The 20,445-nt window shown below is 73.6% G+C and carries 19 protein-coding genes; 11 read left to right on the top strand and 8 right to left on the bottom strand.

All coding sequences use genetic code 11. The features are described from left to right. Positions 1–35: 35 nt before the first annotated feature. Both G5V58_RS15425 and G5V58_RS15420 read right to left on the bottom strand, forming a co-directional pair. Positions 36–260: a DUF3107 domain-containing protein gene (locus G5V58_RS15425; RefSeq protein ID WP_165234505.1), complete on the bottom strand. Its 225-nt coding sequence runs from the start codon at positions 258–260 to the stop codon at positions 36–38. Between the two features lie 48 nt (positions 261–308). Beyond that, on the bottom strand, positions 309–815 hold the full coding sequence (locus tag G5V58_RS15420) for a TetR/AcrR family transcriptional regulator (protein ID WP_230486654.1): 507 nt from the start codon (positions 813–815) through the stop codon (positions 309–311). A 279-nt stretch (positions 816–1,094) separates the two neighbouring features. Here G5V58_RS15420 and moeZ point away from each other — a divergent pair, with 279 nt between their 5' ends. Next, the gene (gene moeZ, locus G5V58_RS15415; protein WP_230486653.1) at positions 1,095–2,300 is read left to right on the top strand and encodes an adenylyltransferase/sulfurtransferase MoeZ; all 1,206 of its coding nucleotides are present in this window, start codon (positions 1,095–1,097) and stop codon (positions 2,298–2,300) included. Between the two features lie 28 nt (positions 2,301–2,328). Next, the gene (locus G5V58_RS15410) at positions 2,329–3,171 is read left to right on the top strand and encodes a hypothetical protein (RefSeq protein ID WP_165234502.1); all 843 of its coding nucleotides are present in this window, start codon (positions 2,329–2,331) and stop codon (positions 3,169–3,171) included. Here G5V58_RS15410 and G5V58_RS15405 read toward each other — a convergent pair whose 3' ends face one another. The 3 genes from G5V58_RS15405 to G5V58_RS15395 are packed head-to-tail and all read right to left on the bottom strand — an operon-like array spanning position 3,172 to position 6,574. Beyond that, entirely contained in the window at positions 3,172–4,569 is a 1,398-nt protein-coding gene (locus tag G5V58_RS15405; protein ID WP_165234499.1) for a YlbE family protein, read from the bottom strand. It abuts the gene before it with no gap. Next, complete coding sequence (locus G5V58_RS15400) at positions 4,566–5,939, bottom strand: FdrA family protein (protein ID WP_165234496.1); 1,374 nt, start codon at positions 5,937–5,939, stop codon at positions 4,566–4,568. The genes G5V58_RS15405 and G5V58_RS15400 overlap by 4 nt, the downstream gene beginning before the upstream one ends. Next, positions 5,936–6,574 (bottom strand): oxamate carbamoyltransferase subunit AllH family protein, encoded by a 639-nt coding sequence (locus G5V58_RS15395; RefSeq protein WP_165234493.1) that lies wholly within the window; start codon positions 6,572–6,574, stop codon positions 5,936–5,938. Before G5V58_RS15395 ends, G5V58_RS15400 begins: the two co-directional genes overlap by 4 nt. Positions 6,575–6,710: 136 nt before the next feature. Between G5V58_RS15395 and G5V58_RS15390 the strand changes: the two genes are divergently transcribed. From G5V58_RS15390 to G5V58_RS15355, 8 genes are read left to right on the top strand one after another with little or no spacing between them, the layout of a single operon-like run. Beyond that, entirely contained in the window at positions 6,711–8,084 is a 1,374-nt protein-coding gene (locus tag G5V58_RS15390; protein ID WP_165234491.1) for a uracil-xanthine permease family protein, read from the top strand. Positions 8,085–8,091: 7 nt separating this feature from the next. Then, positions 8,092–8,919: an FAD binding domain-containing protein gene (locus G5V58_RS15385; protein WP_165234488.1), complete on the top strand. Its 828-nt coding sequence runs from the start codon at positions 8,092–8,094 to the stop codon at positions 8,917–8,919. Next, a complete protein-coding gene (locus G5V58_RS15380; protein ID WP_165234485.1) occupies positions 8,916–9,524 on the top strand; it encodes a (2Fe-2S)-binding protein in 609 nt (202 codons plus the stop codon). The genes G5V58_RS15385 and G5V58_RS15380 overlap by 4 nt, the downstream gene beginning before the upstream one ends. A gap of 10 nt (positions 9,525–9,534) precedes the next feature. Then, positions 9,535–11,931: an aerobic carbon-monoxide dehydrogenase large subunit gene (gene cutA, locus G5V58_RS15375; RefSeq protein WP_165234482.1), complete on the top strand. Its 2,397-nt coding sequence runs from the start codon at positions 9,535–9,537 to the stop codon at positions 11,929–11,931. Beyond that, positions 11,928–12,602 (top strand): SRPBCC family protein, encoded by a 675-nt coding sequence (locus G5V58_RS15370; RefSeq protein ID WP_165234479.1) that lies wholly within the window; start codon positions 11,928–11,930, stop codon positions 12,600–12,602. The genes cutA and G5V58_RS15370 overlap by 4 nt, the downstream gene beginning before the upstream one ends. Next, entirely contained in the window at positions 12,599–13,987 is a 1,389-nt protein-coding gene (locus G5V58_RS15365; protein WP_165234476.1) for an amidase, read from the top strand. The genes G5V58_RS15370 and G5V58_RS15365 overlap by 4 nt, the downstream gene beginning before the upstream one ends. Next, positions 13,984–15,474: an arabinosylfuranosidase ArfA gene (gene arfA / locus G5V58_RS15360; RefSeq protein WP_230486652.1), complete on the top strand. Its 1,491-nt coding sequence runs from the start codon at positions 13,984–13,986 to the stop codon at positions 15,472–15,474. Before G5V58_RS15365 ends, arfA begins: the two co-directional genes overlap by 4 nt. Continuing rightward, positions 15,471–16,226, top strand: coding sequence for a GntR family transcriptional regulator (locus tag G5V58_RS15355; RefSeq protein ID WP_165234473.1), 756 nt, complete (start codon positions 15,471–15,473; stop codon positions 16,224–16,226). The genes arfA and G5V58_RS15355 overlap by 4 nt, the downstream gene beginning before the upstream one ends. Before the next feature lie 4 nt (positions 16,227–16,230). Here the strand turns inward: G5V58_RS15355 and G5V58_RS15350 are convergent, their stop codons facing one another. Together G5V58_RS15350 and G5V58_RS15345 are read right to left on the bottom strand one after the other, a co-directional pair. Then, the gene (locus G5V58_RS15350; RefSeq protein ID WP_165234470.1) at positions 16,231–17,193 is read right to left on the bottom strand and encodes a zinc-binding alcohol dehydrogenase family protein; all 963 of its coding nucleotides are present in this window, start codon (positions 17,191–17,193) and stop codon (positions 16,231–16,233) included. A gap of 44 nt (positions 17,194–17,237) precedes the next feature. Then, on the bottom strand, positions 17,238–17,486 hold the full coding sequence (locus tag G5V58_RS15345; protein ID WP_165234467.1) for a DUF2630 family protein: 249 nt from the start codon (positions 17,484–17,486) through the stop codon (positions 17,238–17,240). Positions 17,487–17,542: 56 nt separating this feature from the next. On the opposite strand from G5V58_RS15345, the gene G5V58_RS15340 reads away from it, so the two are divergent. Next, a complete protein-coding gene (locus tag G5V58_RS15340) occupies positions 17,543–19,612 on the top strand; it encodes a hydantoinase/oxoprolinase family protein (protein WP_165234464.1) in 2,070 nt (689 codons plus the stop codon). Between the two features lie 8 nt (positions 19,613–19,620). On the opposite strand, the gene G5V58_RS15335 is transcribed toward G5V58_RS15340, so the two are convergent. Continuing rightward, positions 19,621–20,409 carry a hypothetical protein gene (locus G5V58_RS15335; RefSeq protein ID WP_165234461.1) on the bottom strand — a complete coding sequence of 263 codons (789 nt, stop codon included), beginning with the start codon at positions 20,407–20,409 and terminating at the stop codon, positions 19,621–19,623. Positions 20,410–20,445: the final 36 nt, after the last annotated feature.

Here is a 20,445-nt window from a genome sequence, read left to right as displayed (position 1 = left end):
GCGGTGCTGCTGCCCGCTGCGGCGGGCGGGGGGTGCTAGCGGAGGAAACCGACGGTGCCGGGGGCGCCGGTGCCGATCTCGACGTAGGCGACCTTAGCGCCGGGGACGACGATGCGGCGACCCTTGGTGTCGGTGAGGGCGATCACGCCGCCCTCGGTGGCGATGGCGTCGGCGACGAGCTTCTCGACGGCCTCGGGGGTGTCGTCGACGTCGACGGTGAGCTCGCGGGCAGCCTGCTGGATGCCGATCTTGATCTCCACGGTGGTTCTCCTCAGAAGTCTGCAGTCAGGGAAGGGGGGAGGGTGGTCTCAGTGCTCGTCGGTGCGGGGGTAGCCGCCGATGCCGCGCCAGGCGAGGCCGGCCACCAGGGCGGCCGCGTCGGGGCGGCTGAGGCCACCGGCCTCCGTGAGCCAGAACCGGGCGCTGACCTGGGCCATTCCCACGAGCGAGACGGCCAGCAGCCGCGACTGCTCGTCGGGCAGGCCGGTGTCCTCGTGGATCACGCCGGCGACCAGGGCGGCGGTCTCGGTGGTGACGCGCTCGACCTGCTCGCGCACGGCGGGCTCGTTGGTCAGGTCGGACTCGAAGACCAGGCGGAACGCGCCCGAGTCGCTAGCCACGTAGTCGTAGAAGACGGCGATGGTGGCCTCGACGCGCTGGCGGTTGTCCTGGGTGGACTCCAGGGCCTCGCGGGTGTTCTCGATGATCGCGTCGCAGGAGCGGTCCAGCAGCGCCAGGTAGAGGTCGAGCTTGCCGGGGAAGTGCTGGTAGAGCACGGGCTTGGAGACCCCGGCGCGCTCGGCGATGTCGTCCATCGCGGCGGCGTGGTAGCCCTGGGCGACGAAGACCTCCAGCGCGGACTCCAGCAGCTGCGCGCGGCGCTCGCGGCGCGGCAGCCGCCCCCGCGCGGGCGCGCGGCGTCGACGTCGTACTGGCCGGTGCTCACCTGCGTGACCCTACCCACAAGGACGTCGTTGCCCGGATGACGGGACCGGGTTGGGTGCGCGCCGGGCGGCGGCCACCATGGAGGGAACAGACCGGGGCCCGTGCGGCGTTCGGTCGAGAGTCACCCTGATCCCTCCCGAGGAGCACCCGTGCCCACACACCTGGCCCCGCTGGTGGAGCCCGCCGACGAGCTGACGATCGACGAGGTGCGCCGCTACAGCCGCCACCTGATCATCCCCGACGTCGGCATGACCGGGCAGAAGCGGCTGAAGAACGCCAAGGTCCTGGTCATCGGGGCCGGCGGCCTCGGCAGCCCGGCGCTGCTCTACCTGGCCGCGGCCGGCGTGGGCACCCTCGGCATCGCGGAGTTCGACGAGGTCGACGAGTCCAACCTGCAGCGCCAGATCATCCACGGCCAGTCCGACATCGGGAAGTCCAAGGCCCAGTCGGCCAAGGAGTCCATCGCCGAGGCCAACCCGTACGTCGAGGTCGTGCTCCACGAGGAGCGCCTCGACAACGACAACGTGCTGCAGGTCTTCGAGGGCTACGACCTCATCGTCGACGGCACGGACAACTTCGCGACCCGCTACATGGTCAACGACGCGGCGTACTTCCTCGGGATCCCCTACGTGTGGGGCTCGATCTACCGCTTCGACGGTCAGGCCTCGGTCTTCGCGCCCACGCTGGCCGACGACGCGCCGTGCTACCGCTGCCTCTACCCCGAGCCCCCGCCGCCGGGCATGGTCCCGAGCTGCGCCGAGGGCGGCGTGCTGGGCGTGCTGTGCGCGAGCATCGGCTCGATCCAGGTCAACGAGGCCATCAAGCTCATCACCGGCATCGGCGACCCCGCGGTCGGCGAGCTCGTGATCTACGACGCCCTCGAGCTGTCGTGGCGCAAGCTCAAGGTGCGCAAGGACCCGAACTGCGCGCTGTGCGGCGAGCACCCCACCGTCACGGGCCTCATCGACTACGACGCGTTCTGCGGCGCGATCTCCGAGGAGGCCGCCGACGCGGCCGCCGGCTCCACGATCTCGGTCATCCAGCTCGAGCACATGCTCAAGGAGCGCGAGGAGGGCACCCGCGACTTCGTCCTCATCGACGTGCGCGAGCCCAACGAGTACGAGATCAACCGGATCCCCGGCTCGGTGCTGATCCCCAAGGACCAGTTCCTCAACGGGACCGCCCTGGAGAAGCTCCCGAGCGACAAGCAGATCGTCATGCACTGCAAGTCGGGCGTGCGCTCGGCCGAGACCCTCGCCATCGTCAAGGGCGCGGGGTACGCCGACGCCGTGCACGTCGGCGGCGGCGTGGCGGCCTGGGTCAACCAGGTCGATCCCAGCCAACCCGCGTACTGAGAGGGCCTTCCAGCCCTACCCTCGACGGGTGCGGCTGCGGAGCCTCCTCGTCCTGGCGCTCGCCGCGGGGTCGCTGGTGCTCGCACCGGCCACCCCCGCGGCGCACGCCGCTGACCCCTGCGCTGCGACGGCCTACCCCGGCGATGAGGCCGGCCAGGCCGCCGTGGCCGGCTGGATGGCCGCGGGTGCCGCGGCGCGGGGGCTGCCCGGCGAGCTGCCGGTGATGGCCGCGCTGGTCGAGTCCGGGCTGCGCAACCTGCCCGCCGGCGGCGGCGACTCGGCCGGCTACTTCCAGATGAAGAGGTCGATCTGGAAGGCGACCTACCCCGGGTTCCCGAACGACCCCGAGGTCCAGCTCGACTGGTTCCTCGACCACGCCGCGACCGCGCGCACCGCGCCGTACCCGCCCGACACCGCGTACGGCGAGTGGGTGGCCGACGTGGAGCGGCCCGCGACGCAGTACCGCGGCCGCTACCAGCCCCGCCTCGGCGAGGCCCGCGCGCTCATCGGCACGGCGTGCACCCCGGTCGACACCACCGCGCCCGTGCCGCAGGTGACCGCGGTGCGCCGGCAACCGGCGCTCACCGCGGGTGGGCTGGCGCTCTCGGTGGCCTGTCCCGCCGAGGCCTGCACCGCCGCGGTGAGCGCGGTGGTCCGGGTCGGCCGGCAGCGGCCCAAGGCCGTCGCGCCGGTCGCGCTGGCCGCCGGCCAGGTGGCGTCCGTGACCGTGCCGCTCCGGCCGTCGGTGCAGCGGCTCGTGCAGCGCGCCCTGGCGTCGGGCAAGAAGGTCCGCGCCGACGTCACCGTCACCACCACGGACGCCGCCGGCAACACGGCGAGCGTCGATCAGCGGGTACGCATCACCGGCTGATCAGCGGGTCAGCTCGGCCAGGCGGGCCAGGGCCTTCGGGAAGATCTCGGCGGGCGGGGTGACGAGCCCGGCGCCGACCTGCCCGACGCCCGCCACCCGGCCGGCCATGCCGGTGTTGATCTGCGGCAGGATCCCGGTCCGGCACACCTTGGTCACGTCGATGCCGGTGGGCGTGCCCTGGAACTCCAGGACCGGCACCGACCAGCGCGGGTTCTCGCCGAGGGTGATCTCGTGCATCCGGCGGGTGGTGGCCAGCGCGTCGGGCACCGAGCCGCCCACGAAGCGCACGATGGCGGGCGCCGTGGCCATGGCGAAGCCGCCGATGCCGGCGGTCTCGGTGATGGCCGAGTCACCGATGTCGGGGTTGGCGTCCTCGGGGCCGTAGTCGCCCAGGAACAGGCCGTCGGCCAGTTGCGCCGGGCCCGTGAACCACTCGTCGCCGGTGCCGGCGGTCTGGATGCCGAAGTCGGTGCCGTTGCGGGCCATGGCGACGACCATGGTCGAGCCCGGGATCCCGCGCGCGGCGTCGAGCGCCAGCTTGCAGGCCGGCATGGCCAGGTTGAGGAAGAAGTGGTCGTTGCCGCCCACGAAGCGCAGCGCCTCGGCCACGTCGGCGGCGTCGTACCCGCTGGTCACCATCGCGGGGGACAGGTCGCGCAGCAGCATGAGCGTGCCGGCCCGGTTGCGGTTGTGGGCCTCGTCGCCCATCTGGAGCATCTGGGTGAGGATGCCGGTCACGTCGACGGGGCCCTGCTGGTCGCGCACGGTGCGCACCGCCGCCTGGAGGAGCGGGCCCAGCACGTCGCCCAGCCAGCGCAGCCGGGTCAGCACGTCGGGGGAGTACGCGCCGTAGCGGAGCACCTTGCCCAGCCCCTCGTTGAGCGAGCAGTACGTCCGGCGGCCGCTCTCGGGGTCCTCGAGGACCCACAGCCACATCGACGGCGTGACCACGCCGGCCATCGGACCGACGGCCGAGCGGTGGTGGCACGGCTCGAGGGAGACCGACGTGCCGGCCTCGAAGAGCGGCACGGCGTCCTCGGGGTCCTCGACCAGCCCCTCGAGCGCGGCGCCGCCCATGAGCGCACCGCGTAGCGGACCGGACGCGCGGTCCCAGGTGATCGGCGGGCCGGCGTGCAGGAACTGCCCCGGCTCGAGCCCGAGCAGCTCGGAGGCGGGGGCCACGTCGACCAGGGTCGCGGTGACCGCCAGCACCCGGGCCAGCGCATCGGCGTTCGCCGCGGGCCGGCGCGGGTCGGCGGCGACCGCGACCAGGTCGGCCTCGGTGCCGGTCATCGGCGGGCGCCAGTCGACGCGGGTGACCTCGGCGGCCTGCGCGTCGAGGGCGTCGGCCAGGAGGTCGGCGCCGACGTTCACGATGCGGGTGGTCGAGCTCGTCACGACAGCAGCTCCAGGGCTCGGCGGGCCGCACCCGCGTTGGAGAGGTGGACCTCGGCGCCGGCGTCGGCCAGCGCCCGGACCTGGCCGTCCAGCCCCTGGGGGTCGGCCGCGGAGCCGACGACGGTCACGACCGCCGGCTTGCCGGCGCTCGCGAGGGCGGGGGCGAGGAGCGCCGCCGGATCCGGCTCGGCGCCGTGCCCGAGCACCACGTCGAGCAGCAGGACCGCCACGTCGGGGTCGGCCGCGGACCGGGCCAGGTGCTCCAGGCGCAGGGTCGGGTCGATCATCGGGTGCGCGCGGCCCGAGGTGTAGGCGTCGTCGCCGAAGTCGGTGACGTCCCCGCGCTCGCCCAGGACGAGCGCGGCCTCGGAGGCCAGGGTGCCGCCGACGAAGAGCCCGCGGACCCGGGAGCCGGACGGGGCCGGCTCGGCCCGGCCGGTGACCGGCCAGGCGGGCACCTCGCGGTCGAGCTCGCGCAGCAGCGCCTCGGTGGCGGCGGTGAGGTCGACCTCGCCGAGCAGCGCGCGGGAGACCGGTGTGCCGAGCGAGGCCGCGAAGTCGGTGATCTCAGCGGCGACCTCCGGCGCGGGCGGCTTGGAGACCAGGAGGATCCGCTCCACGTCGGCGTCCGCGTCGAGCCGCCGCAGCGCCTCGCGGGTGGCGAGCCCGCCGACCTCGACGGACAGGTCGCGGCCGCCGACACCGAGTGCGTGGGTGACCCCGACGCCGGCGTGGTCGAGGAGGGCGAGGACCTGCTGGGCCCCGGTGCCGGACGCGGCCACGATCCCGACGGGACCGGGCTGGACGACGTTGGCGAAGCCGAGCCCGAGCCCGCCGACCACGGCCGTGCCGCAGTCCGGGCCCATGACCAGCAGGCCCTGGGCGGCGGCGGCCTCCTTGAGCCGCACCTCCTGCTCGACCGGCACGTTGTCGCTGAACACCATCACGTCGCAGCCGGCCTCGACCGCGTCCACGGCCTCGACGAACGCCGAGGGCCCGGGCACCGAGACGAGCACGACCGCGTCACCGCCGGTCCGGCGCAGGGCCGCCGCGGTGGTCCGCGGGGGCGCCTCCTCCGACGGCCCCGGGGCGCGGCGCGTCGACTCGGTCAGCGCGCGGTCCACGCCGGCCAGCGCGGCGTCGAGCGACCCCTCGTCGCTCAGCCGGACCGCGACGACCATGTCGTTGGCCGTGGCCTCCGGCGGGACCGCGAAGCCCATGCCGGTGAGCACCTCGACGTTGAGCGCGGTGGCCATGGCCACCTGGGCCGCCGTCACGCCCTCGACGCCCTGGACGGTCCGGCTCACCTGCAGCAGCGTCACGGAGTCGGCGTACGCACCGCGCCGCAGCTCCACGTGGGTCTGGCTCATGCCGCCACCCTCTCAAGTCCGCTCAGCGCGAGCCGCGCGCCCTCCAGCAGGCCGCGCCCCGAGCTGTGCCCGATCCGCTCCACCGCCTCGGCGGAGCCCGTCCCGGCCAGCCACGCCCCGAACTCCGGCACCACCTCACCGGACATCGCGCACTCCAGCAGCGTGGCCGAGAGCAGCGTGGTCGTCGGGGCCAGGGCACGGACCTGCTCGTCCACCTCCGGCGTCGGTACGCCGGCCGCCCGCGTCACCGCCAGCCAGCCGCACAGCACGTCGTCGCCGTACGGCGTGAGCCCGTCGCCGCGCCCGACCAGGGCCGCCGGGTCGACGGCGCCCGGGGTGCCGATGAGCGGGAGGCGCGGGACCGAGACCGCGACGTACCGGCCGACCACCAGGGGCTCGTCGTCCAGGTGCAGGACGCCGCCCCGCACCGAGGCCCGCACCACGTCCGGCAGCACCGGGAGGGCGGTGCGCAGCGCGCACGGCACGGCGGTCGCGCGGGTGCCGACGACGCCGACGCAGCGACCGGCCACCTCGACGTACACCGCGTCCGGGCCGCGGTGCACGAGCGGCGCCGGGCCGTCCGGTGCGGAGCGCAGCAGCGCGGCCACTCGCGGCGGGGCGCTGACCGGGACCACCCGCCGAACCTAGCCGCCCCGACATGTACTCGCCGGTAACGCGTCGTTCACGCCCCGCGGCGCTCGACGGGTGTCTCATGTGCGCATCAGGGTGCGTGGCGCGGGAGTGCGCGCGCGGGCAGAAAGCAGGTCAGTCATGTCGATGTTCAACTGGGCGGTCGTCGACCCGGGTCCGGGCCAGCCCGTCGGTCCGCAGCAGCGGCTGCCGTGGGGCAAGACCATCGGGGTCGGTGCGCAGCACGTCGTGGCCATGTTCGGCGCCACGTTCGTCTTCCCGCTGGTCATGGGGCTCGACCCCAACCTGGCCATCCTGTTCTCCGGGATCTGCACGATCCTGTTCCTGCTCGTCACCACCAACCGGGTGCCGAGCTACCTCGGGACGAGCGCGTCGTTCGTGGCCGGTGTCGCGGCGATCCGCGCGCAGGGCGGCGACTCCGCCGACGTGACCGGCGCGATCCTCATCAGCGGGCTCGTGCTGCTCGCGGTCGGCGTGCTGGTGCACTTCGCCGGCTCCGGGCTGATCCACACGGTCCTGCCGCCCGCCGTCACCGGTGCCGTGGTCATGCTCATCGGCTTCAACCTGGCACCGGTCGTGGCCGGCCTCTACTGGCCCGAGGACCAGTGGGTGGCCCTGCTGACCGCGACGTTCATGGTCTGCGCGGCCGTGCTGCTGCCCGGCTTCTGGGCGCGGATCGCCGTGCTGCTGTCTCTGGTCTTCGGCTACCTGATCTCCTGGATCTTCGACGGCGTCTTCGGCCAGATCAACTCGGTCATCTCGGGCGCGAGCGAGGCCACCGACCACGACCGGATCTGGAACTGGGGCGCGGTCGGGAGCTCCGACTGGATCGGCCTGCCCAGCGGGACCCTCAGCGACGGCGTGGACGTGGTCCACGGCCCGAGCTTCTCGCTCACCTTCATCCTGCTGGTCCTGCCGGGCGTCATCGCGCTCATCGCCGAGAACACCGGGCACGTCAAGGCGGTGGCCGAGATGACCGGAGACGACCTGGACCCCTACATGGGTCGCGCGCTCGGCGCCGACGGCTTCGCCACCGCGCTGGCCAGCGCGTTCGGCGGCTCGCCCACGACGACGTACGCCGAGAACATCGGCGTCATGGGCGCGACCAAGGTCTACTCCACGGCGGCGTACTACGTCGCCGGCGCGGTGGCGATCCTGCTCGGCCTGTGCCCGAAGTTCGGCGCGATCGTCAACGCCACCCCCGGTGGCGTGCTGGGCGGCATCACCGTGGTGCTCTACGGGATGATCGGCCTGGTGGGCGCCAAGATCTGGGTGGAGAACCGGGTCGACTTCGGCAACCCGGTCAACCTGGTCGGCCTCGCCGCCGGCCTGATCGCCGGCATCGGCGGCGTGACGCTCAAGATCACCGACGACTTCTCGCTCAGCGGCATCGCACTCGGGACGATCCTGGTCATCGTCTACTACCACCTGGTCAACCGCGGGAGCCGCGGTGGCACCGAGACCGGGGCGCATGAGGTAACAAGGGCACTGTGATGACGCTGTGAAACCGGCGCCCTTCGACTACCTGCGGCCGGGGTCGCTCACCGAGGCGGTGAGCGCCCTGGCCGGGGACCCGGGGGCCAAGGTGCTGGCCGGCGGCCAGAGCCTGGTGCCGCTGCTCTCCATGCGGCTGGCGGCGCCGACGTTGCTCGTGGACATCAACGGGCTGCCCGGCCTGGCCGACGTCACCGTCGACGACGCGGGCGTCACCGTCGGCGCGCTGGCCCGGCACGCCGACGTGCTGGCCTCGGCCGACGCCCGACGGGTGCAGCCGCTGCTCACCCTGGCGCTGTCCCACGTCGCGCACGCCACCATCCGCAACCGCGGCACCACCGTCGGCTCGCTGGTCCACGCCGACGCCGCGGCCGAGCTGCCCGTGGTGCTGCGGCTGCTCGGCGGCTCGGTGACCGTCCAGGGCGCCGGCGGCTCGCGCACGATCCCCGCCGACGAGCTGTACGTCGGGCCGCTCGAGTCGAGCCTGGCCCACGACGAGATCGCGGTCTCGGCCTTCTTCCCGGCCCTCGCGCCGGGCGCGGGCGTGGCCTTCGACGAGATCGCCCGGCGCCACGGCGACTACGCGCTGGTCGGCGCGGCCGCCCTGGTGCACGACGACTCCGTGCGCGTCGGGTTCCTGTCGGTGGCCGACGTGCCCACCGTGGTCGACCTGTCCGGCGTACCCGACGACCGGCTCGGCCGGGTCGCACTCGAGCACCTCGACCCCGCCGGCGACGTGCACGCGACGGCGGAGTACCGCGCCCACCTCGTCACCGTGCTCACCGCCCGCGTGGTGCAATCGGCGCGACGGCAGGTCGAGGGGGCGCACGCATGAGCGAGGAGCAGCACGACGTCGTGCTGAGCGTGAACGGCACGCACCACCCGGTGCGCCTGCCCGCGCGCCGTCTGCTCTCCGACGCGCTGCGCCACGACCTCGGCCTCACCGGCACCCACGTCGGCTGCGAGCACGGCGTCTGCGGCGCCTGCACCGTCCTGATGGACGGCCGGCCGGTCCGCTCGTGCCTGGTCTTCGCGGTCTCGGCCCAGGGCAGCGACCTCACCACCGTCGAGGGGCTGACCGAGCCCGACGGCACGCTCGGGCCGGTGCAGCAGGCGTTCCTGGAGTGTCACGGGCTCCAGTGCGGCTTCTGCACGCCCGGCTTCCTCACCACCATCACCGCCGGGCTGCGCGAGAACCCCGAGCCCACGCACGAGGAGGCCCGCGAGATGGTCGCGGGCAACCTGTGCCGCTGCACCGGCTACCAGAACATCGTCAAGGCGGTCGAGCGCGCGGCCGAGCTGGCGGCCACGGTGGCTGAGGAGGTTGTGCAGCAACCGTCTCGAAGCCCCGGAGGTCCCGAGACAGGCGCTAGCGCGCCTTCCTCAACCACCGTGGTGGACCGCGACGACGACAACGCCTCGACCGGTCTCGGCGCATGAGGGCGCGAGCATGACCACCAAGCTGATGGGCCAGGGCGTCCAGCGCGTCGAGGACCAGCGGTTCCTGCGCGGCCAGGGCCGGTACGCCGACGACGTGGCGGTCGGCCCCGCCACCCTGCACGCGGCGGTGCTGCGCAGCCCGCACGCCCACGCCCGCATCCTCGACATCGACGTCTCGGGCGTGCTCGACGTCTACGGGGTGCACGCGGTGTGGACCTACGACGACCTCACCGGTCCCATGGCCGAGCCGCTTCCGTTGCTCATCCCGCACCCGGCACTGACCCACGGCCGCACGCAGTACGCCCTGGCCAAGGACGAGGTCAACTACGTGGGCGAGGCCATCGCCTTCGTGGTGGCCGAGGACCGCTACGTCGCCGAGGACGCCCTCGACCGGATCCGCGTGGACTACGAGCTGCTGCCGCCCGTCGTCGGCATCGACGCCGCCCGCGCCGCGGACCGGCTGGTGCACGACGACGTGCCCGGCAACGTCGGCGCCCGCCTCGAGCAGGAGGTCGGCGACGCCCGCGCCGCGATCGCCGCCGCCCCGCACCGCCTCGCCCTCGACCTCACCGTCGAGCGCAGCGCCTGCCAGCCGCTCGAGGGCCGTGGCACCGTGGCCCGCTGGGACCCCGACCTGAACCGGCTCCAGGCCTGGACCTCGACCCAGAGCTCCACCGGCGTCCGCGCCGCGCTCGCGGTCAAGCTCGGCCTGGACCTCGGCCAGGTCGACGTGATCACCCCCGACGTGGGCGGCGGCTTCGGCGTCAAGATCAACCACCCCTGGCCCGAGGAGCTCCTGGTCCCGCTGGCCGCGAAGACGCTGGGCCGGACGGTGAAGTTCACCGAGGACCGCCGCGAGCACTTCATCAGCACCGCCCACGAGCGCGGCCAGGTCCAGCACGTCGAGGTCGGCTTCGACGACGAGGGCCAGCTGCTGGGGCTGGACGTGGAGTTCTGGCACGACCACGGCGCCTACACGCCGTACGGCCTCATCGTCCCGATCATCACCTCGACCCAGCTGCTCGGGCCCTACAAGCCCGGCGCCTACCGCGTGGTCTTCGAGTCGCTCTACACCAACACCGTCATGGTCACGCCCTACCGCGGCGCCGGGCGGCCCCAGGGCTGCTTCGCCATGGAGCGGACCATGGACGCGATCGCGGAGTACCTCGGCCGTGACCGCACCGAGGTCCGCGCGGTCAACTTCATCCAGCCCGACGAGTTCCCCTACGACCACGGCCTGGTCTTCCAGGACGGCCGCGAGCTGGAGTACGACTCCGGCGACTACCCGGCCATGCTCGAGAAGATCAAGGCCCTGGTCGGCTGGGACGAGTTCCCGCAGTTCCAGAAGCACATGGCCCTCCAGGGGCGGCGGGTCGGCATCGGGCTCGCGGCGTACGTCGAGGGGACCGGTGTCGGGCCCTACGAGGGCGCGCACGTGCACATCGAGACCTCCGGCAAGGTCAAGGTGGCCACCGGCCTCACCACCCAGGGCCAGGGCCACGCCACCGTCTTCGCGCAGCTGGTCGCCGACGAGCTCGGCTGCCGCTTCGAGGACGTCGAGGTCGTCACCGGCGACACCCGCCGGATGCCGTACGCCGTCGGCACCTTCGCCTCCCGCGCAGCGGTGATGAGCGGCTCGGCCATCCACCTCGCCGCCAAGCGCGCCAAGGAGAAGGTGCTCAAGATCGCCGCCGACGCCCTGGAGGCGGCCGAGGAGGACCTGCAGATCGTGGACGGTGTCGTGTCGGTGATCGGCGCGCCGTCCTCGTCCCTGGACCTCGGCACCGTCTCGGTGCTGTCCAACCCGCTGCGCTATGCCTTCGACGAGGCCTCCAAGCGCGCCACCCAGTTCTCCGTGGGCGACCCCGGCAAGCCGCCGGTGCCCGAGGACGAGGAGCCCGGGCTGGAGGGCAAGGACTTCTACTCGCCCGAGCGCGCGACGTTCGCCTCCGGCATGCACGCGGTCATCGTCGAGACCGACCCGGACACGGCCGAGATCACGATCCTCAAGTACGCCGTCGTCCACGACTGCGGGCGCCTGATCAACCCGATGATCGTCGAGGGCCAGATCCACGGCGGCGTCGCGCAGGGCGTCGGGGGAGCGCTGTACGAGCGGATGGCCTACGACGAGTCCGGCCAGCTGCTCAACGCCTCGTTCATGGACTTCCTCATGCCCTACGTCACCGAGGTGCCCGACGGCATCGACATCGACCACCTCGAGACACCCTCGCCCCTCAACCCGCTCGGCATCAAGGGCGCCGGGGAGGCGGGCGTCATCCCCTCGGCCGCGGTCTTCGCCGCCGCCATCGAGGACGCCGAGCGCATCCCCATCACCGCGATGCCGATCTCGCCGTCCGACCTGTTCGCCCTGCGTGCCCACCTGCCACCCACGGAGGAGCGCCCGTGAAGATCACCGGCTCCCACGTCGTCGACCAGCCCGTGGACCGGGTCTGGGCGGCGTTGCTCGACCCCCAGGTGCTGGTCTCCACCATCCCCGGCTGCTCGCGGCTGGAGGAGACCGGGCCGCACGCGTACGACATGACGGTCACGGCCGGGGTCGCCGCCATCAAGGGGACCTACGACGGCTGCTGCGCCCTCGCCGACCTGCACGAGCACGAGTCGCTGACCATGCGCCTCACCGGCGCCGGCGCGCCCGGCACCGTCGACGCCACCGTCGCCGTGCGCTTCTCGTCGCCCGGGCCCGGCCAGACCGAGATCGCCTACGACGCCGACGCGGTCGTCGGCGGCATGGTCGGCGGCGTCGGCCAGCGCATGCTGAGCTCGGTCTCCAAGCGGATGGCCGGCGAGTTCTTCGGCAACGTCGCCGCCGCGCTCGAGGCTGGTGGGGCTGGTGGGGCGCCTGCGCATCTGCCAACAGCTGAATCGTTAAGCGGTGCGCACACTTCCCCGCCTGAAGGTGTGCCAACCGCTCAATCGTTAACCGGTGGGCGTACCTACACCGCCACCCCGAGCCCGGGCGCAGCGGGGCGCGGCGACTTCCTCAAGGGCGTGGCGGTGGGCGCAGGCCTGGTGACCCTCGGCGTGGTCATCGGCGGCCTCTTCGGACGCCGCCGGTGAGCGACCTGACCGTCGACTCGACGGCCCGCGCCCAGGCCGCGGCGGTCGCCGCCCGCGACATCAGCGCTCGCGAGCTGCTGGACCTCCACCTCGAGCGCATCGGCGAGCGCAACCCGGAGCTCAACGCGATCGTGAGCCTCGACGAGGAGCGCGCCCGGGCGGGGGCCCGCGCAGCCGACGAGGCGCTGGCCCGCGGCGAGGAGGTCGGGGCGCTGCACGGCCTGCCGTTCGCGGTCAAGGACACCCACGCGGCGGCGGGGTGGCGCACGACGTACGGCTCGCCGCTGTTCGCCGACCACGTCCCCGACCAGGACGACCTGCTCGTCGAGCGGGTCCGCCAGGCCGGCGTGGTCCTGATCGGCAAGACCAACGTGCCGGAGTTCGCGGCGGGGTCGCACACCTTCAACCGGGTCTTCGGTACGACGCTCAACCCGGTCGACCCCGCTCGTTCGGCCGGCGGGTCGAGCGGGGGCGCGGCGTGTGCGCTCGCGGCCGGGATGGTGCCGCTGGCCGACGGCTCGGACATGGGCGGATCGCTGCGCAACCCGGCGTCGTTCTGCGGCGTGGTGGGGCTGCGGCCGAGCCTCGGGCGGGTGCCGGACTGGCCCACCGACAACTACTGGGAGACCACGGCGACCGGTGGTCCGCTGGCCCGCAACGTCGGTGACCTCGCGCTGCTGCTGAGCGTGATGGCCGGCCCGGACCCGCGGGTGCCGACGGCGCTCGGCGACCCCGGCCTGGTCTTCGCGCCCCCGGTCACCGGCGAGCTGGCCGGCCTGCGGGTGGCGGTCGCGCCCGACCTGGGCGGTCAGCTCGAGGTGGACCACGAGGTGGCCGAGATCGTGGGCCGGGCCGCCGGGGTGCTGGCCGGGGCCGGCGCCACCGTCGACGGGCAGTACCCCGACCTGGGCGAGGCCGACGACACCTTCCGCACCCTGCGGGCCTGGCTGTTCTGGTCCGGGTTCGGCCCGCTGCTGGCCGAGCACCCCGACGACCTCAAGCAGAGCCTGGCCGACAACATCCGCGCCGGGGAGCACCTCACCGGCGCCGACGTGGCCCGCGCGTACGCCCAGCGGACCGCGCTGAGCGAGCGGATGCGGCTGTTCTTCGCCGACCACGACCTGCTCGTGCTGCCGACGGCCCAGGTGCCGCCGTTCCCAGCCGACCAGGAGTACCCCACCGAGATCAACGGCCGGGCGATGCCGGACTACCTCGACTGGATGCGCGCCTGCTACCTCATCACCGTGACGGGCTGCCCGGCCATCTCGGTGCCCTTCGGCCGCACCGCCGACGGCCTGCCGGTCGGCGTCCAGCTGGTCGCGCCGTTCGGCCAGGACCGGTTCCTGCTCGAGGTCGCCGCCGGCCTCGAGGAGGCCCTGGCGTGACCGGTACGGCGCGCGTCGTCCTCGACGTCCGCCGGGACCGCGGCGCCCTCGACCGGCGCCTGTTCGGCAGCTTCGTCGAGCACATGGGCCGCGGCGTCTACACCGGCCTCTACGAGCCCGGGCACCCCACCGCCGACGAGCACGGCTTCCGCGGCGACGTGGCGGAGCTGGTCGACGAGCTCGGTGTCACCGCGGTGCGCTACCCGGGCGGCAACTTCGTGTCCGGCTACCGCTGGGAGGACGGCGTCGGCCCACGCGCCGACCGGCCCCGGCGCCTGGACCTGGCCTGGCGCTCGGTGGAGACCAACGAGGTCGGCACCGACGAGCTGCTGCAGTGGGCCGAGCGGCGTGGCCTGGACCCGGTCCTGGCGGTCAACCTCGGGACCCGCGGCGCCCAGGCGGCGGCCGACCTCGTGGAGTACTGCAACCAGCCGGGCGGCACGCACTTCTCCGACCTGCGGGCGCAGCACGGCCGGGCCGCGCCGTACGCCGTGCGGACCTGGTGCCTGGGCAACGAGATGGACGGCGACTGGCAGGTCGGGCACAAGACCGCGCACGAGTACGCCCGGCTCGCCACCGAGACCGCCCGGGCGATGCGCCTGGTCGACCCGGACCTCGAGCTCGTGGTCTGCGGCAGCTCGCACCACCGGATGCCGACCTTCGGCTACTGGGAGTCCGAGGTGCTCGAGGAGGCCTGGGACGTCGTCGACCACGTCTCGATGCACGCCTACTACGAGGAGCAGGACGGCGACCGGCGCAGCTTCCTGGCCTCGGCCGCCGACATGGACGCCTTCATCGACGGGGTGGCCGCCACCATCGACGCGGTCGCGGCGCGCAAGCACAGCGGCAAGCGGATCGGCATCGCCTTCGACGAGTGGAACGTCTGGTACTGGTCGCGCTTCCCGCCCGACGGCCTGGCTGAGGTCCGCGAGGCGCCGCGCCTGATCGAGGACGAATACACCAACCTCGACGCGGTCGTCGTCGGCGACCTGCTGATCTCGCTGCTCAACCACGCCGACCGGGTCCGGATCGCGTGCCAGGCGCAGCTGGTGAACGTCATCGCGCCGATCCGCACCGAGCCCGGTGGGCCCGCGCGCCGGCAGCCGACGTTCCACCCGTTCGCGCGGACGGCGGCCGCCGCCCGCGGCGCCGTGCTGCACGCGGACGTCAGCGCGCCCGTGCTGTCCACCGAGCGGTACGGCGAGGTGGCGGCCGTCTCGGCGGCCGCGACGCACGACGCCGACTCCGGCGCGTGGAGCCTGTTCCTGGTCAACCGCGCGCCCGAGCCGGTCGACGTCGAGGTCGAGCCGCACGGGCTGCGCGACGCGGCGCCGACGGCCAGCACGACGACCGCCGACGCGGCGTACGACGGGACCGACCCCGGCGTGCCGCTCGACGTCGTGCGCACGGACGGGGGAGGGTGGCGCCTGGTGCTGCCGCCCGAGTCCTGGAGCGTGCTCACCGTCAACGGGGGAGGAGCCGCATGAGTGCGGAGCAGGAGGCCGAGCGCTACGTCCGCGGCGGGGTGCCCGAGTTCGTCGTGGTCTACGACGTCGTGCTCACCCACCTGCGCTCGGCCGGCTTCGGCCCGGGGCAGCGGCTGCCCGGCGAGGTCGGGCTGGCGCAGGAGCTCGGCGTCGAGCGGGACCTGTTGCACGAGGTGCTGCTGCTGCTCGAGGAGGACGGGTACGTCGTCCGCGGGCGCGACCGGCTGTGGGCCATGGCCCCGCCGCCCGCCGGGCCGGTGCGCTTCGCGGAGAGCTTCCACCGCCTCCTCGGCGCCGGCGTCCGCCCCGTCCGCCGGCTGCACGTCTCGCTCGAGGAGGGCAGCAGCTGGGCCCACGACCTGCTCGGCGTCGCGCAGACCATGCTGGCGTGGGAGACCGTCTTCGCCCTCGACGACGTGCTCCTGGCCTCGTCGCTGGAGCTGATGCTGCTCGACGCCGTGCCCGAGGAGCTCACCCACCAGCTCGACCCCGAGAAGCACGACCCCGTCGCCCAGCCCACGATCCTGGAGTGCCTGGGCGCCGAGCGCCGGGCCGGGCTGGTGCCCGAGGTGTGGCGACTCTCGTCGCTCTCGCGGGCGACCGAGCGGCTGGCCTGGATGGAGCTGCCGCTGCACGGCATCCCCGCCGCGCTGACCGTCGTGCTGTCCGAGGGCGGCCGGCCGGTCTACCTGGCCAAGAACATCTTCGACCTCGGCACCTTCGACCTCATGGTCAACCAGCTCACGCGCTGAGGCCTCAGAGCGTCAGCGCCACCTTGCCCACGGTGCGCCCGGATTCGACCTGCTCGTGGGCCGCGCGCAGGTTCTCGCCGGTCAGGCCCTCGAAGGTCGTGGTCAGCGTGGTGCGCACCCGGCCGGCGTCGACCAGCCGGGCGACCTCCTCGAGCAGCTCGCGCTGGGTCGGGTCGGTCTTCGCGAACAGCGGGCGGGTGAACATCAGCTCCCAGTGCCAGGTGATGCTCTTGTCCTTGAGCGGGAGCAGGTCCAGGCCCGGCGGCTCGTCGATCGCGACCACCTCGCCGCGCGGGGTGAGCAGCTCGGCGTAGGCCTCGACGTTGTCGCCGGAGACCGGGGAGAAGACGTACTGCACGTCCGGCACCAGCGCCCGCACCGACGCCACCAGGTCGTGGTGGTCGGCGACGTGGTCGGCGCCCATCTCGCGGGCGAAGGCCGCGGACTCCTCGCGCGAGGCGGTGCCCACCACCTCGAGGCCCGTCAGCGTCTTGGCCAGCTGGGTGAGGACCGAGCCCACCCCGCCGGCGGCCGAGACCACGAGCAGCCGGCCGGTGCTGTCCGCACCGAGCCGCAGGGCGTCGAAGAGCGTCTCCCACGCGGTGATGGTGGTGAGCGGCAGCGCGGCCGCCTCGGCCCAGTCGAGGCTCCGGGGCTTGTGGCCGACCACGTGCTCGTCGACCAGCTGCAGCCCGGCGTTGGAGCCGGGCCGGTCGATGGAGCCGGCGTAGTAGACCTCGTCGCCCGGTGCGTACGCCGTGACGTCCGACCCGACCGCGCGCACCACCCCGGCCGCGTCGAAGCCGAGCACCCGCGGGGCGTCGAGCCCGGCGCGGACCTTGGTGTCGACGGGGTTGACCGAGACCGCGCGCACCTCGACGAGCAGGTCGTGCGGGCCGGGGTCGGGGACCTCGTGCTCGATCTCGGTGAAGGTGAAGGCGTCGATCGCGGTGGTCGTCGTGCTCATGCTGCGAACCTAGCCACGCGGTCCGACGGGACCGCGCCCGCGTCTCAGCTGAGGTAGCCCTCGACGGTCCCGGAGTCGCGGACCTCGGCCGAGGCGGGGTCCTCGCCGTACTCCCGCTTGGCCCGCCGCTGCCGCAGCAGGTCCCAGGCCTGGTCGAGCTCCACCTCGGCCGCCTTGAGGCGCTCGTGCTCCTCCGCGGCGCTGATCTCACCGGCCGCCAGGGCCGAGCGGAGGCGGTGCTCCTCGTCGATGAGCGAGGCGATGCGGGCCCGGAGGTCGGTGTCGTCGGCCATGGCGCCCAGTGTGCACCCTGGCGTACGCCCGGCGCCGCCAATGAAACAGTACGGCTATGGCTGCCCGTCGCATCCGCATCGGCATCGACACCGGGGGGACGTTCACCGACGTGGTGGCGTTCGACGAGGACAGCGGCGAGCTGGTGACGACCAAGACGCCGTCCACGCCGAGCAACCCGGCGGACGGGTTCCTGGCCGGCATCGACAAGGTGCTCGGGCTGCTGGGCGCGAACGGGGCCGACATCGACGCGGTCAGCCACGGCACGACGGTGGCCACCAACCAGCTGCTCGAGGGCAAGGTCGACCGGCTGGGCTTCGTGACCAACGCAGGCTACGAGGCGATGCTGGAGATCGCGCGGCAGTCGGTGCCGGACGGCTACGGCAACAGCTACTTCTGGGTCAAGCCCGACCGGATCGTCCCGCGCGACCTGGTCCAGGGCGTCGAGGGCCGCCTGGACGTGACCGGCGCGGAGGTGCGGCCCTTCGACGAGGCCGGCGCCCGCGCGGTGGCGCGGTGGTTCCGCGAGCGGGGCGTGGACACCCTCGGCGTCTGCTTCCTGCACTCCTACGCCAACCCCGAGCACGAGGAGCGGATGCGCGCGGTGCTGGCCGAGGAGCACCCCGACGCGGTGGTCAGCCTGTCGAGTGAGGTGCTGCGCGAGTACCGCGAGTACGAGCGCGCCATGACCACGCTCGTCGACGCCGCGGTCAAGCCGCGCCTCTCGGCGTACGTCGGGAACATCACCAGCCGGCTGCGTGCCTACGACGAGCGCGAGATCCCGTTCTACGTCATGAAGTCCAACGGCGGCGTGCTCTCGGCCCACGAGGTCGTGCACCAGCCGATCACCACGGTGCTGTCCGGGCCGGCGGCCGGCGCGCTGGGGGCGGCCCTCATCGCGAAGGTGGCCGGCTTCGACCGGGTGCTGACCAGCGACGGCGGCGGCACGTCGACCGACGTGTCGGTCGTCATCGACGGCGAGCCGACGCTGACCACGGAGGGCTCGGTCGGTGCGTTCCCGTCCAAGATCCCGATGATCGACGTGGTCACCGTCGGGGCCGGCGGCGGCTCCATCGCCTGGCTGAGCCCGGAGGGCACGCTCAAGGTCGGGCCGCAGTCGGCCGGCGCGGACCCCGGGCCGCTCTGCTACGGCAAGGGCGGCACCGAGGTCACCATCACCGACGCCCACGTGGTGCTCGGCCGGATCCCGCCGCACCTGCTCGGCGGCGAGATCCCGCTCGACGTGCCCGCCGCCCGGACGGGGGTCGAGGCGCTCGCCGAGCGGCTCGGGCTCAGCCCGGAGGCGTGCGCGACCGGCGTCCTGGAGATCTCGGCCTGGAACCAGGCCAACGCCCTGCGCCAGGTCACGGTCAAGCGCGGCCTCGACGTCCGCGACTTCACGCTGACGACGTTCGGCGGCTCGGGCTCGCTGCTGCTGTGCCGGCTCATGGACGTCCTCGGCGTCCCCACCGTCCTGGTCCCGCCCGACCCGGGCAACGTCTCGGCGTTCGGGCTGCTCACCGTCGACGTCAAGAACGACTACGTGCAGACCCATGTCGCCCTGGCCGACCAGCTCGACCCGGCCACGGTCGAGGGCGTGTACGCCGACCTCACCGCGCAGGCCGCCGAGGCGCTGACCGGCGAGGGCTTCGCCGACGACGAGCACGTCTTCACCCGGACCGCCGACCTGCGCTACTTCGGCCAGGCCTTCGAGGTCCGCGTCCCCGTCGCCGCCGGTCCACTGGACCCGGCCGCGGTCGCCGCGGCGTTCCACGCCGAGCACAGCGCGCTCTACGGCTACGACTTCGCCGGCGACCCCACCCAGCAGGTGGAGTGGGTCAACCTCCGCGTCTCCGGCATCGGCCCCATCCGCCGCCCCGAGATCCGCCGCCACGAGGCCAGCGAATGGCACGTGGAGTCCGACCCGCCGACCCGGCCGGTCTGCTTCGACCCCGCGGAGGGGTACGTCGACACGCCGCTGCACCAGCGCGCCGACCTGCCGCCCGGCGCGCGGCTCGCGGGCCCGGTCGTGATCGAGGAGTTCGGTTCCACGGTGCCGGTCCACCCGGGCTTCGTGGCCCGGGTGGACGAGCACCTCAACCTCATCGTCACGAGGACCGGGTCGTGAGCCGCGGGTCAGTCCTGGCAGCTGCGCAGCTGGGACTGCAGCACCGCGAGCTGTCGCTGCAGGTCGCGGATCTCGGCCTGCAGGCTGTCGTAGGCGTCCGCGTAGGCGTCCGCCTGGGCCGCCGCCCGGGTGTAGTCGTACTCCGCGGCGTGCTCCTCGAGGAGCTCCTGGCTGAGGTCGTCCATCGCCGCGATGAGCCGACGCCCGCTGGCCAGCGTGCGGTCCACGCCGGCCCGGGTCACGTCGGCCGGGCGCACGACCACCGCACCGTTGCGCATCTCGCGCTCGATGCCGTCGATGCCGGCCTCCGCGAGGTAGGCGACCTTGGCCGCGTTGACGGCGTCCTGGGCGTCGTCCACGTCGTCGCGCTCGCCCTCCATGACCGCCCACAGCGCGGCCTCGGCGGTGCGCGCCGTCGTCAGCACCGCGGCCGCCACGGACTCCTCGCGCCGGTCGCTCTCCAGCCGGGCGCGCACGTCGGCGAGCTGGTCCTTGACGTCGACGCACGTCCTCACGGGCGGCTCCTTGCCCCCGCCGCCGGCGCCGGGCGGCACCTCGCCCGGGTCACCGTCCTTCACCGGATCCACGATCGGCGGCTCCCAGATCCACACGTCGCAGCGCGCCTCGATGACGTACACCTCGCCGTACTCCGGGTCCTCGATCGGGTAGCCCTTCTGGCTCCAGTGGCCGCACCTGACGTCGTCCAGGGCCTGCGCCGAGGGCGGTGCGGCGAGGGTGAGGCCGGTCGCCACGAGGGCGGCGGCGGGCAGCAGGCGGGTCAGCCGGTGTGTGGTCATGCCCGGAGGAGTCGCCGACCCGCACCCAGATACAGC

The sequence above is a fragment of the Nocardioides anomalus genome (assembly GCF_011046535.1).
Classification (GTDB): Bacteria; Actinomycetota; Actinomycetes; order Propionibacteriales; family Nocardioidaceae; genus Nocardioides; species Nocardioides anomalus.
This window is presented reverse-complemented; position numbering and strand designations above follow the sequence as displayed.

Bases quoted from the DNA above. Each gene is read 5' to 3' on its own strand.
- G5V58_RS15420 (WP_230486654.1), bottom strand. From the start codon at position 815: ATGGACGACATCGCCGAGCGCGCCGGGGTCTCCAAGCCCGTGCTCTAC.
- G5V58_RS15400 (WP_165234496.1), bottom strand. From the start codon at position 5,939: ATGAGCCAGACCCACGTGGAGCTGCGGCGCGGTGCGTACGCCGACTCC.
- G5V58_RS15390 (WP_165234491.1), top strand. From the start codon at position 6,711: ATGTCGATGTTCAACTGGGCGGTCGTCGACCCGGGTCCGGGCCAGCCC.
- G5V58_RS15380 (WP_165234485.1), top strand. From the start codon at position 8,916: ATGAGCGAGGAGCAGCACGACGTCGTGCTGAGCGTGAACGGCACGCAC.
- cutA (WP_165234482.1), top strand. From the start codon at position 9,535: ATGACCACCAAGCTGATGGGCCAGGGCGTCCAGCGCGTCGAGGACCAG.
- G5V58_RS15355 (WP_165234473.1), top strand. From the start codon at position 15,471: ATGAGTGCGGAGCAGGAGGCCGAGCGCTACGTCCGCGGCGGGGTGCCC.
- G5V58_RS15350 (WP_165234470.1), bottom strand. From the start codon at position 17,193: ATGAGCACGACGACCACCGCGATCGACGCCTTCACCTTCACCGAGATC.
- G5V58_RS15345 (WP_165234467.1), bottom strand. From the start codon at position 17,486: ATGGCCGACGACACCGACCTCCGGGCCCGCATCGCCTCGCTCATCGAC.
- G5V58_RS15340 (WP_165234464.1), top strand. From the start codon at position 17,543: ATGGCTGCCCGTCGCATCCGCATCGGCATCGACACCGGGGGGACGTTC.
- G5V58_RS15335 (WP_165234461.1), bottom strand. From the start codon at position 20,409: ATGACCACACACCGGCTGACCCGCCTGCTGCCCGCCGCCGCCCTCGTG.